Here is a 17902-nt window from a genome sequence, read left to right as displayed (position 1 = left end):
TGCGTTCAGCGCAGTGACCGGAAGCTCGCACGCAGTTCTTCCGACAGCGCATTCGGCTGCTCCCAGGCCGCGAAATGCCCGCCACTGGGCAAACGGTTGTAGTGAATCAGTTTCGGATACGCGGCCTGCGCCCAACGCTTCGGCGCGGCGTAAATTTCATCCGGAAACACGCTCACGGCCACCGGAATGGCCACACGCTTCGGCGCAAAGAATTCGAGCTTGCTCTCCCAGTACAGGCGCGCCGACGAGACACCCGTGCGGGTCAGCCAGTAGAGCGTGACGTTGTCGAGCACGTCGTCGCGCGTCAGTCCCTCGGTATGGCCATCGAAAACGCGCTCGATGAGCGCGAGGCCGCTCGCGTCGTGGTCAAGCATCCATGCGGCGAGTCCGACCGGTGAATCCTCGATGCCGTACAGCGTCTGCGGGCGGTTCGCCATTTCCTGCGCATAGCCGAGGCCGTGCCTGTAGAAACGATCGAGCTGCTCGTACGCATGCCGTTCGTCCGGCTGCAAACCGGCGGGCGCGGGCTCACCGGACTTGAGTGCCTTCGCGATATCGTCCGGCACCGTGGCCGGCATGTTCGTGTGAATCGCGACGAGCTCCGGCGGCGCGATCAGCGCCATCTGCTCGGTCACGGCATTACCCCAGTCGCCACCCTGCGCCACGTAACGCCGGTATCCGAGGCGGTTCATCAGGACGATCCACGCGCGCGCAATGCGCACGGGATCCCAGCCGGTCGCAGCGGGCTTGCCCGAGAACCCGTAGCCCGGCAACGATGGAATCACCACGTCGAACGCGTCCGATGCCGTGCCGCCATGGGCCGTCGGATCGGTCAGCGGCCCGATGATCTTCAGTTGCTCGATGATCGAGCCGGGCCATCCGTGCGTGACGATGACGGGCAACGCATCCGGATGTTTCGAGCGAACGTGGATGAAATGAATGTCGAGCCCGTCGATCCGGGTGACGAACTGCGGAAGTGCGTTCAGCGTCGCTTCGACCTTGCGCCAGTCGTAGTCGGTCGCCCAATAGCGCGCGAGTTTCTGCATCGTCGCGAGAGGCACGCCCTGCGATGCGTCGGCGACCGCTTCCCGTTCGGGCCAGCGCGTTGCGTTGATCCGCCGCCGCAGCTCGGCAAGTTGCACGTCCGGCGCATGCACCCGCAGCGGGCGCACGGCGGACGCGTCGCCGCCGGCCGGTCGGGCAACGCCCACGACGGCCCGGCTCGTTTCGGTTTCGGTTTCGGCAAACGTGAGGCGGCTCAACGAACCTGCCACCGCGGCGGTCGCGGCTACGCCCATGAAATGACGCCGCGACGGCGTCCGCAAAGAAGTATCAGTCGACATACACGTTCCTGTTGGTCGGACGAACGACATCTGCACTACTGATTACTGGTCACTCGCAAGAACTTCGCACCGGCACCGGGAACGGGCGCCAGTGCGCCCGCTTCACGCGAGATAGCCGGAAACGCCGTCCCAGAAGAGTTTCAGCGCGGTCACCGCCAGCAATCCGTAGCAGATCCGATAGATCAGGCGCTGGTCCAGCCTGCCGTGCAGCCGCCAGCCCAATACCACGCCGGCCGGAACGGCGAGCAGGCAGACCGCCATCAATGCCCAGACGTTCATGGTCGGCCGCACGATCAGCATCCAGGGCACCGCCTTGAGCGCGTTGCCCACGGTAAAGAAAAGACTCGTCGTTCCCGCGTACATCTCCTTGCCGAGACCGAGCGGCAGCAGGTACATCGCGAGCGGCGGCCCGCCCGAATGCGCGACCATCGTCGTGACGCCCGACGCGAGACCGGCGGTCACGGCCTTCGGTCGCGAACGCGGACGGACCGTCAACTGCGCGCCGCCGGCCACCCACAGGCCGACGAATATCAGCGTGACCGCCGCCATCAGGAGTTCGATGGCCCGATGGTCGAGAAACCGAAATGCCAGATAGCCGCATCCGATACCCATCACCAGCCCGGGCAGCAGCAGAACGAGATCCGGCTTCGACCACGTCGAAGGCTTCCAGTACCGCAGCGCGAACAGATCCATCGCGATGAACAGCGGAGCGAGCAGACCGCCGGCGGTCACCGGGTCCATCACGAGCGACAGCAGCGGTATGCCGATGATCGCGAATCCACCGCCGAACGCGCCGCGCATGAACGCGATCACGAACACGCCCGCGAACGCGATCAGGATGGTGGTCAGCGTCAGTTGCAGCCCCACCGCGACCGGTGCGGCCGTCATGGCCGACTCGCCGACACGGAACGCCACACGGCGGGCTGCCGCGAGCCGGCTCGAAGCTGCGTCGCCGCCATGCGAGCGATCAGGGTTGAACGCGTTCCATGCATACTGCCTCTCCAATGGGTATGCCGGGGCGATGCAGTGCGCCGGTCAGGTGCACTGCCTGCCGCCCGAGTCGTACAAGCGTTGCAGCCCCGGTACAATCGACTCGACGAAATCAGAATGCACCGCCGCATATCTCAGTGCAATAAAAACATTGACCTCGGTGCAATAATCATTGTTATCGGTGCAATTCATGTCCAAATCCGAGTATCTGCAACTGGCCGACGCGATTGCCGCGCAAATCGCCGACGGCACACTGGCGCCCGGCGATCGCCTGCCTCCCCAGCGTCTTTTCGCCGACCAGCATGCAATCGCCGCATCGACGGCGGGCCGGGTCTACACGGAGCTCTTGCGACGCGGGCTGGTGGTAGGTGAAGTCGGCCGCGGCACCTTCGTGTCGGGCGAGACGCGGCGCGGTGCGGCGGCGCCCGGGGAACCGCGCGGCGTACGGATCGATCTCGAGTTCAACTATCCGAGCGTCCCCGATCAAACGGCGTTGATTGCACGTAGCCTGAGCGGATTGCACCGACCGGCGGAACTCGATGCCGCGCTGCGCGAGGCCACCAGTATCGGCACCGCGGCCATCAGAAACGTAGCCGCCACCTATCTGTCGCAACCGGAATGGTCGCCGTCGCCGGACCAGCTCGTGTTTACCGGCAACGGGCGGCAAAGCATTGCCGCAGCCGTGGCCGCGGTCGTTCCGACCGGCGGGCGCTGCGGCGTGGAAGCGCTGACCTACCCGTTCATCAAGGGCATCGCCGCCAAACTGGGCATCTCGCTGGTACCGCTGGCGATGGACGACGACGGCGTGCGTCCCGACGCAGTGCAAAAGGCGCACCGTGAAGCCAGGCTGTCGGCAATCTATATCCAGCCGGCCATCCAGAACCCGCTGGGCATGACGATGAGCACCGCGCGTCGCGCCGAACTGTTACGCGTGGTCGAAAAGCTCGACATTCCCGTCATCGAGGACAACGTGTACGGCTTCCTCGGCGACGAACCGCCACTGGCCGCGCTCGCTCCGGACACCTGCATCGTGATTGACAGCCTGTCCAAGAAGGTCACGCCCGGCATGACCCTGGGATTCATCGTGCCGCCGCCGCGGCTACGCGAAAGCGTCATGGCATCGGTACGCTCGGGCGGGTGGACCGCCTCGGGATTCGCGTTCGCGGCCGCGCAGCGGTTGATGCGCGACGGCACCGTGGCCGAGCTCGCGCAACTCAAGCGCATCGATGCGAGCGAGCGCCAGGCGCTGGCAATCGATCGTCTCGCGGGTTTCGATATCCGGACCAACGGCAAGTGCTACCACCTGTGGCTGACCTTGCCGGCGCACTGGCGCTCACAGGCGTTGGTCGCGGCCGCGGCCAGGCGCGACATCGGGCTGACGCCGTCGACCACGTTTGCCGTCTCGTCCGGCCATGCACCGAACGCGGTAAGGCTCGCACTGGCCGCGCCGACCATGGACCAGCTCGATGCCGGGCTGCGGACACTGACCGCGATACTGAACGGTCGCGAAGAAGATTTCGACTTGACCGAATAAGCACCGTCCAGCCGACCGGCGCGCCGAAGTCCGACGGCGCGCCCCGTCACTTCGTCAGCAACTCGGCCTCCAGCTCGCGCAACCGCTCCGGAAACCGGACGCGCAGCACCAGGAACCACCCGAGCCCGATCGCCAGCAGCGCGACGAACACATAAGGCAGCCACGCATACACGCCCTCCGGCACCGGATAAACGCTGCCGGCCAGCGGAATCGCGAGCAGCACGACCGCAATGACGCTGATCGCCACATGCCGCGCGCGAAGCCGGCGCTGGCGGCGCAGATAGAGCGGCGCGCCGATCGCCACCAGCACGTATGCAAGCAGCCAGCCATACGTGGCAATCGAGCTGAGATAGCCATACGAGTCGAGTAGCGCGGTGCCGCGCGCGGTGAATACCAGCGCGGTGACCAGCGCCAGCACCGCGATCAGCGCCACCGCGACGTGCGGCGTCGCATTGCGCTCGTGCGCGTGGCCCGTCGACGCATGCAGCACGCCCTGCCGCCCGAACGTATAGACGATCCGCGCCGCCGCATTGATCGACGAGAAGAACGCCGCGAAGAAGCTCAACGCCACGCCTGCGTCGATCAGCACGCCGACCCAGCCGGCGCCGAGCCGATGCGCGAGCACCGCGAGCGGGCCGTCGACCCGGTCGAGCGGCGGCGTCTGCCCGTGGAACGCGCTCACCATCCCGTACGCGCCGATCACGAACAGGATCGCCGGCCCGACGACGCTGATCAGCACCGCGCGCGGAATCGCGCGGAACGGGTCGCGCGCTTCCGCGCCGAGCACGGTCGCACTCTCGAACCCCGTGAAGCTGAAGAACGCGAGCACCATCCCGAGCTGCAGCTGGGTCGGCTTCACGCCTTCGAGCGTCAGTTGCGCGCGATCGACCGGATGCCCGCCGAACGCGATCGTCCCGATCACGACGACGGCGATCAGCAGCAGCGTCGCGAGTTCGACGAACAGCGTGAAACGCGTGGACAGCCGGATGTCGCGAAACGCGATGTACCACGCGGCGAACGCGGTGACGACCGTGAGCCCGAGCACCGCGCCGAGCGGCGTCGCGCCGCCGAGCAGCCCGGTCTCGCGGCCCAGCACGAGAAACGTATTGATCGTCCCCTGCAGGATGCCCGCGGCGGCCACCGCATAGGCAATCAGCAGCGACCAGCCGCAGATCGCGCCCCAGACCGGCCCGATGCCGGCCGACACGTATGCATACAGCGCCCCCGGCGACGCCGAATCGCGCGCGAACACCGAGATGCTCCACGACGCAAACAGCAGCGCGACGATCGCGAACAGGTACGCGAGCCACGTGCCGTTGCCGGCCGTCGCGAACACGGCGGGGATCAGTACGCCGATCCCGCCGGACACGCCGACGAGGCCGATCGACTGCGCAATCAGTTCGGGCAGGCTCAGGTAGTTGCGCCGCAGGCCGCCCGCCGGCGGTGCGGCATGCTGCGCGGGCAGTGCCTGCGCGGGGCTTGCTGGATGACTCATCGATTGACCTCGTCAGGAATGAAGCGGCGCCGCGTACGTGCCGTCCGCGGCGGTGGTAGTGGTGATGGTGAGGGTGGTGACGGCGGCCGGCGCGAGCCGGTCAGTTCCAGGAGTGGCGCGCGGGCTTCACGCCGTTGAGGTAGTAGTTGCCGATCGCGTGATACTTCCAGCGCACCGGGTCGTGCAGCGTATGCACGCGCGCGTTGCGCCAGTGGCGGTCGAAGTTGTATTTCGCCAGCGTCGACTTGCTGCCGCCGAGCTCGAACAGCTTGCTCGCGGCAAGCAGCGCCACTTCGGTCGTCGCGATCTTCGCCTCGCCCACCGCGATCGCGGCCTGCGCGACCGTTTCCTCGCCCGGCTCGCGCTTCGCCGCGTCGACGAAGCGGCCCGAGCGTGCGAGCAGCGCTTCGGCCGCGTGCACGCGGTACGCGATGTCGCCGATCTGCGCGACCGTCAGCGGGTCCTCGCTCGCGCGCTCGACGCCGCTGTCGATCCACGGGCGCGCATGCTGCTGCACGAACGCGATCGTGTCCTGCAGCGCGGCGCGCGCGATCCCGAGGTCGATCGCGGCGGTCGTGATCTGCGCGAACGGTCCCGCGAAGGTCGGGCGATCGTACGAACGCTGCGTATGGAAGATTTCGAACGGGCTCACGCGCACGTTCTCGACGATCACCGTGCCGCTCGCGGTCGTGCGCTGCCCGAAGCCGCTCCAGTCATCCACGACGGTCAGCCCCGGCGCACCCTGCCGCACGAAGGCGAGCACGGCCTGGTCCGACTCGTCGAGCGCGAGTACCGGAATCCAGTGCGCGAACAGCGTGCCGGTCGAATAGAACTTGCGGCCGTTCAGCACGAACGCGTCGCCGTCGCGATGCACGCGCGTCCGGATATCGAGCACGTTCTTGCCGCCGGCTTCGGAAAACGCGTTCCCGTAGCGTGTACCCTTCAGGACGAGATCGAAGAAGAAGCGCTTCTGCGCATCGCTGCCCTCGAGGCGGATGTCCTCGATCAGGCAATAGTGGTTCTGCGGGATCTGGCCGAGTGACGGGTCCGCCTCTGAAACGATCGCGATCACTTCCGCGAGCGTCACGTTCGACACCTCCGCGCCGCCGTATTCGCGCGGCACGGTGATGCCCCACAGCCCGCTCGACGAGAACAGTTCGATCTCGTCGAACGGCAGCTTCCGCTCGCGGTCGCGCAGCGCGGCGTGCTCGGCCAGTCGTGCCGCGACCTGGCGCGCGACGTCGAGCGCCTCGGCATCCGAGCCGATGACGGGAACGGGCTTGGAGCCCGCTTGCGGTTGCACGTTTTCTTCGATGATTTCCGTAGACATGTCGATTCCGGCAAAGCTCATGAACCGGCCGGCGGCGCCGGGAAGCATCCGCCGACCTCCTGTTTCGATATCCGAAACGTCAAACCGGGTCGACCCGCGAGAACCGCCGGTGTCGCCCCTTCGATCGGCCGGCGCGCGGCACGCGTTCGTGCCCGCCGCGCACCGCGCCGTCGCATTACGCGGCAACCGCCTGCCGTTGAGCCTCGAGTTCGCGCACGAGCGGCAGCACGCGCTGGCCGAAGTACTCGACCTCCTCGATGAAATGCAGGAACCCCGCGAGCACGAGATCGACGCCGATCGCCTTCAGCGCGACGATCCGTTCGGCGATCTGCTGCGGCGTACCGATCAGGTTCGTGCGGAAGCCGTCGTTGTACTGCACGAGATCCTCGAACGTCGATTTCGCCCAGTTGCCCTCACCCTCCGGCGACGCCTTGCCGGCCTGCTTCACCGCATCGCCGAACGCGTGCACGGCCTCGACGTGCGCGTGCCGGATGATGTCGTCGAGCACGGCCTGCGCCTCTTCCTCCGTATCGCGCGCGATCACGAACGCGTTGACGCCGATGCGCACGCGATGGTTGTTCGCCGCCGCCTTCGCACGGATGTCGTCGATCTGCGCCTTCAGGTTCTCCGGCGTATTGCCGTTCGTGAAATACCAGTCCGACACGCTCGCCGCGTTGTCGCGCGCCGCGCGCGAGCTGCCGCCCTGGAAGATCTCCGGATGCGGCTTCTGCACCGGCTTCGGGCTCAGCGTGTAGTCGTTGAAGCGGTAGAAATCACCCTTGAACGTGAAGTTGTCCTGCGTCCAGATGCCTTTCAGCGCCTGGATGAATTCCTTCGAGCGCCGATAGCGTTCGTCGTGCTCGAGCCACGGCTCGCCGATCGCGGTGAATTCGCCCTTGAACCAGCCGCTCACGACGTTGATCGCGATGCGTCCGTTCGAGATGTGATCGATCGTCGCGAGCTGCTTCGCGACCACGGCCGGGTGCCACGGCCCCGGCAGGATCGCGGCGAGCACCTTGAGCTTCGTCGTCGCATGCAGCAGCGCCTGGCTGAACGACACCGACTCGTGCTGGTATTCGGCGCCGTAGCCGGCCGTAAAGCGGATCTGGCTCAGCGCGTACTCGAAGCCGGCCGCCTCGGCCGTGCGTGCGAGCTGCTGGTTGTATTCGAGGCTCCAGTCGGTGCGTTGCTCGATCGTGCTGACGACGAGGCCGCCGCTGACGTTCGGCACCCAGTAGGCGAACTTGACGCCGTCGGCGGAAGAGTCGGTATGGCTCATGAGTGTGTCCTGGTCGGAAGGGAAAACGCAGGCGGCCTAGGCGGCCGCGACGGAAAGCGCATGCGGGCGCAGCTGCGGCACCGCGCGATCGACGGCGAGCGCGATGCGCGCACGCAGCGCCGGGCTCGCGATCTGGTACTGATCGAAATCGCTTTCGGACGCATACACGCCGATCGGCAGCGTGCGTGCCTGGAAGAAGCTGAACAGCGGCCGGAGCTGATGGTCGATCACGAGCGCATGACGCTCGCTGCCGCCGGTGGCGGCGAGCAGCACGGGTACGTCGACCAGCGCCTCGTGATGCACAAGGTCGAACAGGTGCTTGAAGAGGCCCGTATATGACGCGCGATACACGGGGCTCGCGACGACGAGCGCATCGGCCGTCTCGATCGCACGGATCTGCGCGTCGAGGTCGGCCGGCACCTGCGCGCGCGTCAGCGCGCCGGCCAGCCGGCTGCCGATCTCGCCGAGTTCGATCAGCCGCGTGTCGATCGGCAGCGCGGCGCCGAGTGCCGCGACGATCGCGTCGGTCAGCGCCAGCGTGCGCGACGGCCGCTGCAGGCCGCCCGATATCGCGACCACGTTGATTGCATTGCTCATCGGTTGCATTCCCATTGTCGAATCGGGTGCCGATGCACCCGCCACGTCATGGGTCAGCAAGGAGCGTGCCATTTCGACGACGGCGATGAAAATCGATTGTCTGCATGACGAAATGCATCGCGATCGACGGCCTGTCGTGGCACACCCGCCGATCGACACACGTTGATAAGCGTGCCAGCCACGGCATCACAACCATATTCCGCAGCACGATGAACTGGGGGAAACAGCGCTGCTGATGCACTGCTGCGTAATCAGCAGCGCGGTGTGCGGCGGACGCATTTTTCCGCTTTCGCACGGATTCCGGCAGGCGCGCAGCGTCCAGCGCAGCAATCCGGCATTGGTTATCAGAAATCGATGTTTCCCGCGTTGCGCAAAACGTTGAACACTCTGCTGATCACGCAGCACCCGGTCGGCAACGCCCGATGCAGCCTGGCCGTTTTCGTGCAGCGACCCGACGCATTCATCGCCATGACATCCATTTCCGTATCGCCCCGCGCGGAAAGCCTGCGCGTCGTCGCGCCCTCCCGCGACGAACCGGCTCCTCCCGACGCGCTGCAAACCGCCGGACGCCTGGCGGCCGGCTTTGCACGAACTGCGGCCGAACGCGACCAGCAGGGCGGCACGCCGAAGGCCGAGCGCGACCAGTTGCGCGACAGCGGCCTCCTCGCGCTGAGCATCCCCGCCGCCTACGGCGGCCTCGGCGCAAGCTGGCGCACGACGTTCGACGCGGTCCGCGTGCTCGCGGCCGCCGACAGTTCGCTCGCGCACGTATTCGGCTTCCATCACCTGATGCTCGCAACCGTGCGGCTGTTCGGCACGCCCGCGCAGTGGGAATCGTGGTTCGAGCGAACCGCACGCCAGCAGTGGTTCTGGGGCAATGCGCTGAATCCGCTCGACGAACGCACGGTCAGCCGTTCGCGCGGCGCATGGCACGAATTCAGCGGCCAGAAGAGCTTTTGTTCGGGGGCGCTCGATTCGCAGATGCTGATCGCGTCCGCGCACGACGCGCAGACGCGCGCGTTCCTGATCGCGGCCGTGCCGACGCAGCGCAGCGGCATCTCGATCGCCGACGACTGGAACAACATCGGCCAGCGCCAGACCGACAGCGGCACGGTCACGTTCGAGAAAGTGCGCGTCGAGGAACACGAACTGCTGACGGACCCCGGCCCGCTGTCGACGCCGTTCGCGTGCCTGCGCCCGCTCGTCGCGCAGCTCGTGCTGACGAACGTGTATCTCGGCATCGCCGAAGCGGCGTTCAGCGACGCGCGGCACTATACGCTGCACGAAGCGCGGCCGTGGCCCGGCGCGCAGGTCGCGAGCACCGGCGACGATCCGTACATCCTCGGCCAGTACGGCGAATTCTGGGTCGGGCTCGAAGCCGCGCGCGTGCTCGCCGACCGCGCGGCCGATCGCCTCGACGCCGCGTGGGCGCGCGATGCGGCGCTTACGCATGCGGAGCGCGGCGAGGTCGCGCTCGCCACGGCCGCTGCAAAGGTGTCGGCCACCCGCACCGGGCTCGATCTCTGCACGCGCATGTTCGACGTCGCCGGCGCGCGCGCGACGCATGGCGCGCTGCGGCTCGACCGGCACTGGCGCAACCTGCGCACCCATACGCTCCACGATCCGCTCGCGTACAAGATTCGCGAGATCGGCGAATGGGCGCTCAAGCGAACCTGGCCGACGCCGGGCTTCTACTCGTGAACCGCTCCCCTTCCGATGCGTGGCCCGACGCCGCGCCCGTGCTCACGCTGCCCGACCGGCCCGCGCTGGCGACGTCCATTCGCGCCCGCGCGCAGGTGTTCGTCGATCCGCGCTCGGTCGCGCTCCTCGAACGGATTCGCCTGGTCGCGCCGAGCGACGCGAACGTGCTGATCGTCGGCGAAACCGGCACCGGCAAGGAACTGATCGCGCGGCACGTGCACGGTCTCAGTCGCCGCAGCAACGGGCCGTTCGTCGCGGTGAACTGCGGCGCCTTCTCCGAGACGCTCGTCGAAAGCGAACTGTTCGGCCACGAAAAGGGCGCGTTTACGGGCGCGTTCAGCGCGAAGCCCGGCTGGTTCGAAGCCGCGAACGGCGGCACGCTGTTTCTCGACGAGATCGGCGACCTGCCGCTGTCGATGCAGGTCAAGCTGCTGCGCGTGCTGCAGGAGCGCGAAGTCGTGCGGCTCGGCTCGCGCACGGGCGTGCCGATCGACGTGCGCGTGGTCGCCGCGACCAACGTCGATCTGCAGCAGGCCGTCGCGCACGGGCAGTTTCGCGGCGACCTGTTCTACCGGCTCAACGTCGTGCAGCTCGCGGTGCCGACGTTGCGCGAGCGCCCCGGCGACATCCTGCCGCTCGCGCGCCACTTCTTCGACGACTACCGGAGCCGCCTCGGCTACGGGCCGCGCAGCATCGACCCGCGCGCCGAGCGCCGGCTCCAGGCATACGGCTGGCCCGGCAATATCCGCGAACTCGAGAACGTGATCCATCACGCGCTGCTCGTGAGCCGCCACGACGCACTGCAGGAGGCCGACCTGCATCTCGCGTCGCCCGACGCGACGGCCGCCGTGCATGCACCGGCGCAGGAACCCGACCCGGCAACCGGCGCGCAGGCTGCGCTCGAACGCGCGCTGCGTGCGCTGTTCGACGAGGATCACGGCAACCTGTTCGAGCGCATCGAGGACACCGTGATGCGCGTCGCGTTCGAATTCAGCCACCGCAACCAGATCCAGGCCGCACGGCTGCTCGGCATCAGCCGCAACGTGCTGCGCGCCAGGCTGATTCGCGCGAAGGAGATCGCGGCAATGAAGTAGCCGCGCATGGGAGCACGCCGCCGCCCCGCTCCGGCGCGTTTCGCGCCGCGATCCGTGCGGCAGGGTTCGAACCTGATGTATCGTGGCGCGAGGCGCGCGCCTCGTTCCCCTCCCGCATCCGGTCGTCCGTTGCATGACCGCCCGGGCCCGGCGACAGGGCGCACGCACGATCCTCCGCAACACGAAAGGCCGTCCGGCGCCCGTGCGGGCCTGGCCGTGCCTCGTTCACCCGTCCGGAACCCGTCGCCATGAAAAAGCTTGTCAACCGCCCGTCCGATGTCGTCCGAGAAATGCTGGAAGGCATCGCGCGGCAGTCGCCGCATGTCGCGATCCTCGGCGACGAGCACGTGCTCGTCCGCCAGCCGCTGCCCGAGCCGGCGCAGCGCCCCGTCGCCGTCCTCTCCGGCGGCGGCAGCGGCCACGAGCCCGCGCACGGCGGTTATGTCGGCGAAGGGATGCTGAGCGCGGCCGTCTGCGGCGAAGTGTTCACGTCGCCGTCCACCGACGCGGTGCTCGCCGCGATCCGCGCCAGCGCGGGCCCGAACGGCGCACTGCTGATCGTGAAGAACTACACGGGCGACCGGCTCAATTTCGGGCTCGCCGCCGAGCTCGCGCGCGCGGAAGGCATTCCGGTCGAGACGGTGATCGTCGCCGACGACGTCTCGCTGCGCGGCCGCGTCGAGCGCGGCCAGCGGCGCGGGATCGCCGGCACCGTGCTGATCCACAAGCTCGCCGGCGCGGCTGCCGCGCGCGGGCTGCCGCTCGCACGCGTCGCGGCCATCGCGCGCGACGCGGCGGCCGAGCTGGGCACGATGGGCGTCGCGCTCGACGGCTGCACGATCCCCGGCGCCGACAAGTCGGGCTTCAGCCTTGGCGATCACGAGATCGAACTCGGCCTCGGCATCCACGGCGAGAAAGGCGTCGAACGCCGCGCGCCGCTGCCGGCCGATGCGCTGGCCGACACGCTGCTGTCGAGCATCGTCGCCGATCTCGTGCTCGACCGCGGCGAACGCGTCGCGCTGTTCGTCAACGGCCTCGGCGCGACGCCGGACATGGAACTCGCCATCGTGCTGCGCGCCGCGCACGACAACCTGACGCGGCGCGGCATCGTCGTCTCACGCGCGTGGGCCGGCACGTTCCTGTCGGCATTGAACATGCCCGGCTGCTCGATTTCCGTGCTGCGGCTGAACGACGAACGCGCGGTGCTGCTCGACGCGCCGACGCAGGCGCGCGCATGGCCGGGCGGCGGCGCGGTCAATACGCAGATCCGCGTGGCCGAGGCCGCTGCGCAAGAAGCGCCGCTGCCGCCGCTCGATGCGACCGGCCGCGCGTGGGCGGCGCGCCTGCAACCGGCACTGCATGCGGTCGCGCAAACGCTGATCGATCACGAGCAGACGCTGACGGACCTCGATGCGGCCGCCGGCGACGGCGATCTCGGTGCGAGCATGCTGCGCGCCGCACAGGCAATCCTCGCGCTGCCGGAAACCGCGTACGGCTCGCCGGCCGGCGTGCTCGCGGCGCTCGGCGCCGCGTTGCGCCGCGCCATCGCCGGCAGCTCGGGGCCGTTCTATGCGACCGCGCTGCTGCGCGCATCCCGCCGGCTGGCCGATGTCGCCGAGCCGTCGGCGCGCGACTGGGCCGCGGCGTTCCACGGCGCGGTGGATTCGATCAGCGAACTGGGCGGCGCGCACGCCGGCGACCGGACGATGCTCGATGCGCTGGTGCCGGCCGTCGCGGCATTCGAACGGGCGCTCGACAACGATCGCGATCCCGCGGGCGCATGGGCGGCGGCGGTCGAAGCCGCCGAGCACGGTGCGCAGGAAACCGCGCAGATGACGCCGCGCGCGGGGCGTGCGAGTTATCTCGGCGAGCGCGCGATCGGCACGCCGGATGGCGGTGCGGTGGCGGTGTCGTACTGGTTGCGCGCATTGCAGCCGCACGTGCGATAAGCGGTGGCTGCAGGCTGATGCGGGCCGCCCGCATCAACCTGCCGCACGCGTCCCGGTTCGCCGCGGCAGCAGCGCGGCGCCGATTGCGGCCATGCCGAAACTCGCGAGCCAGCACCAGTAGCCGATTGCATCGAGATGAACCGGCTCGACCCCGCCGGCTTCATTGACGACGATCCGATGCTGCGTCAGGAAGCTCGACCCGAACAGCAGCGCGAGCACGGCCAGCGTGACCGCCTGCGTGCGCCGGCGCTTCGCGATCAGCCACCAGGCCGCGAACACGAGCGGGTTCGCGAGCCACGCGAAGATGCCGAAGAAAAGGCCCATCCAGCCGGTCAGCAGCACCTGCCAGCCGTCGGCCCATGGATGCGGATCGGGTGCGCCCGTGCGGAACGGCGCGCTGAACATGGCGACCAGATAGAGCACGACGCTGATCGCGAGCAGCACGGTCGTGGCGCGGCCCATCGGCGGTCGGACGGTCGCAGTGGCGGGGTTCGATGTGTTCATGGGCGTGCCGGGCGTCCGGCGTCGCAGCGCGCCGCCGGAAGCGCCCGATGCGGGTCGTTCAGACGCCCTCGACCAGCACGGCGCGATAGCGCGCGCCCTTGAAACGATGCTGGACGACGTCCTGGTATTCGGGGCCGTGATACCACGCGTGCGCGGCTTCCTTCGACGGAAACTCGACGATCACGACACCTTCCGGGCCTTCGCCCTCCAGTGTTTCCTGCGGGCCATAGGCGGCGAGCACCTTGACCGGATGCCCGGCGAGCGTCGCGCCGACCTTGCTCTGGTAGACGTCGAGTTCGTGCTGGTCCTGCGTGCTTTCACGTGTAAACACAATGTAGGTGGCCAAGATACGTGCTCCTGATGCGATGCGTGGAAGGTGGAAAGGCCGGCCGCGCGCCGCACCGTCCGGCAGGACGGCACGCGGCCTGCTCGCAGCTTACAGCGGTTTCGCGACGAGCGCCGGGGCCCGCCCGCGTGCCCGCCCGAGCAGCTGCGGCGGGTACCACCGTTCGTCCGCGCACGGATCCTGCCGCGTCGCGGACGAACCGAACGGCGCCCGTCACGCAACGGTCGCGGTGGCCTGCATCGTCAGCCAGCCGTCGCGATCCTTCGCCCACAGCTCGATCGTCTTGCCGTCGTCCGACGGCTTGCCGCACAGCGTGAATGGCTCCCCGTCGAACGTCGGGCGCACCGCGCGGAACGCAAAGCTCGCGAGCACGGCATCGGGCCGTTCGCGCCGCACGAGATCGACGAGCAGCGTCACGATCAGCGGGCCGTGCACGACGAGCCCCGGATAGCCTTCCTCCTGCGTCACGTAGCTGCGGTCGTAGTGGATGCGGTGGCCATTGAAGGTCAGCGCCGAATAGCGGAACAGCATCACCGCGTCGGCCGTGACCGTGCGCGACCACGCCTCGCCTGCCGGCGCCGCGATCGGCTTCGGCGCGGGTGCGCCCGGCTGCGGCGCATCGCGATAGACGATGTCGTGCTCCTCCTCGACGCACGGCACGCCGTCGCACTCGATCCTGTGCTGCACCGTCACGAAGACGAGCCGGCCGCTGCGGCCCGTCTTGTCCTCGAGGTTCACGATCGTCGATTCGCGTATCGCGCGCCGTCCCGTGCGCAGCGGTGCGTGGAACGTCAGGCGGCCGCCGGCCCACATGCGGCGCGGCAGCGGCACGGGCGGCAGGAAGGCGCCGCGCTTCGGGTGGCCGTCGGGGCCGAGTTCGGCCAGCGGCGCGACGGGCAGGAAATAGAGCCAGTGCCACATCGGCGGCACGACGTCGCCGGGCGACGGGCGGTCGAGCGTGGCGGCCAGCGCGTTCAGCGGGAACGCGGTGATGTCGTCGCCGAGCGTTTCGGTCTTGCCGAGCCACGCGTCGAGCGACGCCGGGGCGGACGGCTGCGAGGATGGGGTGGACACGTGCGGAATCTCCGGGAGGCTTGCAACGGCTTCAATATGCACGCCGCGCGCCGTTTCGCGAAGCCGGATTTCCCGAATCCCTTCCAGATTCCCGGCTTCGAACCCGCCTCCCCCGCCGCGTGGCCGCGCCGGACGGCTTTCGTCCGATCATTCGATCGCGCTCGCCGCGCGCGGGCCGGGCCGACATCCTTGCGGCTTGACCACCGCCGGCACGCCGCCTAAATTGCTTCAGACGGGCCGGACGCGACGTGTCGTACGGGTGACAAAAACGATAGTTTGCTATCGAATTATTTTGCCCCTATCATCTCGCCCATGACCAATCTGCACGACCTCCGCCTCGCCGTCAGCAGCCTGCTCGTGCTGTCCGCGCGCAAGTGGCGCCGCACCAGTGACGGCGTACTGAACGCGTACAACGTGTCCGAGGCCTGCGCGACACCGCTGCTGATCGCCGGGCGCCTCGGCGAAGGCGTGCGGCAAGGCACGCTCGCCGAACACGTCGGCATCGAAGGGCCGTCGCTCGTGCGCCTGCTCGACCAGCTGTGCGCGGCCGGCCTTGCGCGCCGCGACGAGGATCCGCACGATCGCCGCGCGAAGACGATCTCGCTGACGGCCGCCGGCCGCGCGGTCACCGCGAAGATGGAGGAGGACCTGCGCGTGCTGCGTGCGCAGGTGCTCAAGGGTGTCACGCGCGCCGATCTCGAAGCGACGCTGCGCGTGCTCGACGCATTCAATACATCCGAATCGCCCCCACCCGCCGCGCGCGCATCCCGCACCGGCAACGCCACGTCATGACCTATCCGAGCCTTCGCGACTGGCTGTTCTCGGGCAAGACGTTCGCCGCGTCGATGCTGGCGCTGTACCTCGGCCTGTATTTCCAGTTGCCGCGCCCGTACTGGGCGATGGCGAGCGTCTACATCGTGTCGAACCCGTTCGTCGGCGCGACACGCTCGAAGGCGCTGTATCGCGCGCTCGGCACCGCGCTTGGCGCGGCTGCCGCGATCTTCTTCGTGCCGCCGTTCGTCGAGACGCCGCTGCTGTTCGCGATCATCGTCGCCACCTGGTGCGGCACGCTGCTCTACCTCGCGATCTCCGACCGCACCGCGCGCAGCTACGTGTTCATGCTCGCCGGCTATACGATGCCGCTCGTCGCGTTGCCGACCGTGACCGATCCGTCCACCGTGTTCGACGTCGCGATCGCGCGTACCGAGGAGATCGTGCTCGGCATCGTCTGCGCGAGCGTGGTCGGCAGCGCCATCTTCCCGAACCGGCTCGCACCGACGCTGATCGAGCGCACCGATGCGTGGTTCAAGGACGCCGCGTTCTACGGCCGCGAGACGCTGTCCGGGCACCTTGCCGGCAAGGCGCTGTCCGCGTGCCGGCAACGGCTCGCGGCAACCATCACGGGCCTCGAATTCCTGCTGAGCCAGCTGAGTTACGACCATGCGCATCCGCGCATCCTCGCGCGTGCGCAGGCGCTCGCGGGCCGGATGCAGCTGTTCCTGCCGCTGATGTCGTCGCTCGCCGATCCGTTGATTGCGCTGATGCGCGACCTGCATATCCGGCCGGCCGGGCTGGACGACCTGCTCGCCGATGCCGCGAAATGGTTCGACGCACCGTTGCCGGCGGTCAAGGCCGGCAACGACGGCGACATGACCGACGACCCGGTCGCGGAGCGCCTGCGCGAACGCATTGCCGCGCTGCAGCCGGCCGACGACGCGCTCGCGAGCTGGGACGGCGCGCTGCTGTCGAACGCGCTGTGGCGGCTGCGCCAGGTCATCGACATCTGGCAGGACTGCCGCTCGCTGCGCGCGCTGATCGGCAACGAATCGGGCGTCTGGCAGCCGCGCTACCGGCACTGGCGGCTCGGCGGCACCGAGCGCTTCTTCGATCGCGGGATGATGCTGTTCTCAACGCTGACCGTCGCCGCCGCAATCGTGTTCGCGAGCTGGCTGTGGATCGCGTCCGGGTGGCACGACGGCGCCGCGGCCGTCACGCTCGTGGCCGTGTCGTGCAGCTTCTTCGCCGCGCTCGACGAGCCGGCGCCGCTGGTGTTCAAGTTCTTCCTCGCGACGACCGCGAGCGTCGTGTTCGCGGGCCTGTACCTGTTCGTCGTGCTGCCGCACGTGCACGATTTCGCGATGCTCGTCGTGATGTTCGCGGGCCCGTTCATCCTGATCGGCACGCTGCTGCCGCGCCCGCAGTTCAACATGGTGACGATGCTCGTCGCCGTGAACACGGCCACCTTCATCAGCATCCAGGGTGCGTACGACGCCGATTTCTTCGTGTTCCTGAACAGCAACCTCGCGGGCGTCGCCGGGCTGCTGTTCGCGTATGTGTGGACGCGTGCGACGCGGCCGTTCGGCGCCGAGCTCGCGGTGCGGCGCCTGCTGCGCTCGGGCTGGGAAGACGTCGCGCGCTCCGCGTCGACGCAGCCGCTCGACGACCAGCGCAACCACGCGTCACGGATGCTCGACCGCGTCACGCAGCTGCTGCCGCGCCTCGGCGCGTCCGACGATCACCGTCATCCGTCGATCGAAAGCTTCCGCGACTTGCGCATCGCACTGAATGCGCTCGACCTGCGCCGCTCGCGCCGCCGGCTGTCGGGCGACGTGCCCGACGCGATCGACCGCGTGCTGGCCGGCGTCACCGACCACTACGCACGCTGC

General features: G+C 68.5%; 15 protein-coding genes. 6 read left to right on the top strand and 9 right to left on the bottom strand.

Going from position 1 to position 17902, the window contains the following annotated elements:
• Positions 1 to 5 precede the first annotated feature (5 nt).
• Positions 6 to 1343, bottom strand: a complete 1338-nt coding sequence (locus tag ABY44_RS24535) for an epoxide hydrolase family protein (protein ID WP_060170075.1) — start codon at positions 1341 to 1343, stop codon at positions 6 to 8.
• 102 nt (positions 1344 to 1445) lie between these two features.
• On the bottom strand, positions 1446 to 2231 hold the full coding sequence (locus tag ABY44_RS24530) for a sulfite exporter TauE/SafE family protein (RefSeq protein WP_059814847.1): 786 nt from the start codon (positions 2229 to 2231) through the stop codon (positions 1446 to 1448).
• Positions 2232 to 2523: 292 nt separating this feature from the next.
• Here ABY44_RS24530 and ABY44_RS24525 point away from each other — a divergent pair, with 292 nt between their 5' ends.
• Complete coding sequence (locus ABY44_RS24525; protein ID WP_060170073.1) at positions 2524 to 3867, top strand: PLP-dependent aminotransferase family protein; 1344 nt, start codon at positions 2524 to 2526, stop codon at positions 3865 to 3867.
• Positions 3868 to 3913: 46 nt separating this feature from the next.
• Here ABY44_RS24525 and ABY44_RS24520 read toward each other — a convergent pair whose 3' ends face one another.
• The 4 genes from ABY44_RS24520 to msuE form a co-directional block, all read right to left on the bottom strand.
• Complete coding sequence (locus ABY44_RS24520; RefSeq protein ID WP_080982082.1) at positions 3914 to 5362, bottom strand: APC family permease; 1449 nt, start codon at positions 5360 to 5362, stop codon at positions 3914 to 3916.
• Positions 5363 to 5462: 100 nt separating this feature from the next.
• Positions 5463 to 6692, bottom strand: a complete 1230-nt coding sequence (locus ABY44_RS24515) for an SfnB family sulfur acquisition oxidoreductase (protein WP_431642485.1) — start codon at positions 6690 to 6692, stop codon at positions 5463 to 5465.
• A 175-nt stretch (positions 6693 to 6867) separates the two neighbouring features.
• Positions 6868 to 7971, bottom strand: coding sequence for a dimethylsulfone monooxygenase SfnG (gene sfnG / locus ABY44_RS24510; RefSeq protein WP_060170069.1), 1104 nt, complete (start codon positions 7969 to 7971; stop codon positions 6868 to 6870).
• A 36-nt stretch (positions 7972 to 8007) separates the two neighbouring features.
• Positions 8008 to 8568: an FMN reductase gene (msuE, locus tag ABY44_RS24505; protein WP_042975766.1), complete on the bottom strand. Its 561-nt coding sequence runs from the start codon at positions 8566 to 8568 to the stop codon at positions 8008 to 8010.
• Positions 8569 to 9036: 468 nt separating this feature from the next.
• Here msuE and ABY44_RS24500 point away from each other — a divergent pair, with 468 nt between their 5' ends.
• The 3 genes from ABY44_RS24500 to ABY44_RS24490 all read left to right on the top strand — a co-directional run bounded on the left by ABY44_RS24500 (position 9037) and on the right by ABY44_RS24490 (position 13312).
• Positions 9037 to 10269 carry an acyl-CoA dehydrogenase family protein gene (locus tag ABY44_RS24500; RefSeq protein WP_042975767.1) on the top strand — a complete coding sequence of 411 codons (1233 nt, stop codon included), beginning with the start codon at positions 9037 to 9039 and terminating at the stop codon, positions 10267 to 10269.
• The gene (locus ABY44_RS24495; protein WP_060085830.1) at positions 10224 to 11363 is read left to right on the top strand and encodes a sigma-54 interaction domain-containing protein; all 1140 of its coding nucleotides are present in this window, start codon (positions 10224 to 10226) and stop codon (positions 11361 to 11363) included. The genes ABY44_RS24500 and ABY44_RS24495 overlap by 46 nt, the downstream gene beginning before the upstream one ends.
• A 248-nt stretch (positions 11364 to 11611) precedes the next feature.
• On the top strand, positions 11612 to 13312 hold the full coding sequence (locus ABY44_RS24490; protein ID WP_060170067.1) for a dihydroxyacetone kinase family protein: 1701 nt from the start codon (positions 11612 to 11614) through the stop codon (positions 13310 to 13312).
• 33 nt (positions 13313 to 13345) lie between these two features.
• Here ABY44_RS24490 and ABY44_RS24485 read toward each other — a convergent pair whose 3' ends face one another.
• The 3 genes from ABY44_RS24485 to ABY44_RS24475 form a co-directional block, all read right to left on the bottom strand.
• Positions 13346 to 13816: a hypothetical protein gene (locus ABY44_RS24485; protein WP_155637823.1), complete on the bottom strand. Its 471-nt coding sequence runs from the start codon at positions 13814 to 13816 to the stop codon at positions 13346 to 13348.
• A gap of 58 nt (positions 13817 to 13874) precedes the next feature.
• Positions 13875 to 14162, bottom strand: a complete 288-nt coding sequence (locus ABY44_RS24480; RefSeq protein ID WP_021160733.1) for a DUF1330 domain-containing protein — start codon at positions 14160 to 14162, stop codon at positions 13875 to 13877.
• Positions 14163 to 14375: 213 nt separating this feature from the next.
• A complete protein-coding gene (locus ABY44_RS24475; protein ID WP_060170063.1) occupies positions 14376 to 15236 on the bottom strand; it encodes an FAS1-like dehydratase domain-containing protein in 861 nt (286 codons plus the stop codon).
• Between the two features lie 312 nt (positions 15237 to 15548).
• Between ABY44_RS24475 and ABY44_RS24470 the strand changes: the two genes are divergently transcribed.
• Entirely contained in the window at positions 15549 to 16028 is a 480-nt protein-coding gene (locus ABY44_RS24470; RefSeq protein WP_060170061.1) for a MarR family winged helix-turn-helix transcriptional regulator, read from the top strand.
• The coding region (locus tag ABY44_RS24465; RefSeq protein ID WP_431642480.1) for an FUSC family protein at positions 16025 to 17902 on the top strand (1878 nt) is incomplete at its 3' end. The genes ABY44_RS24470 and ABY44_RS24465, both read left to right, overlap by 4 nt.

The sequence above is a fragment of the Burkholderia sp. ZZQ-2 genome (assembly GCF_050768715.1).
Classification (GTDB): domain Bacteria; phylum Pseudomonadota; class Gammaproteobacteria; order Burkholderiales; family Burkholderiaceae; genus Burkholderia; species Burkholderia cepacia.
This window is presented reverse-complemented; position numbering and strand designations above follow the sequence as displayed.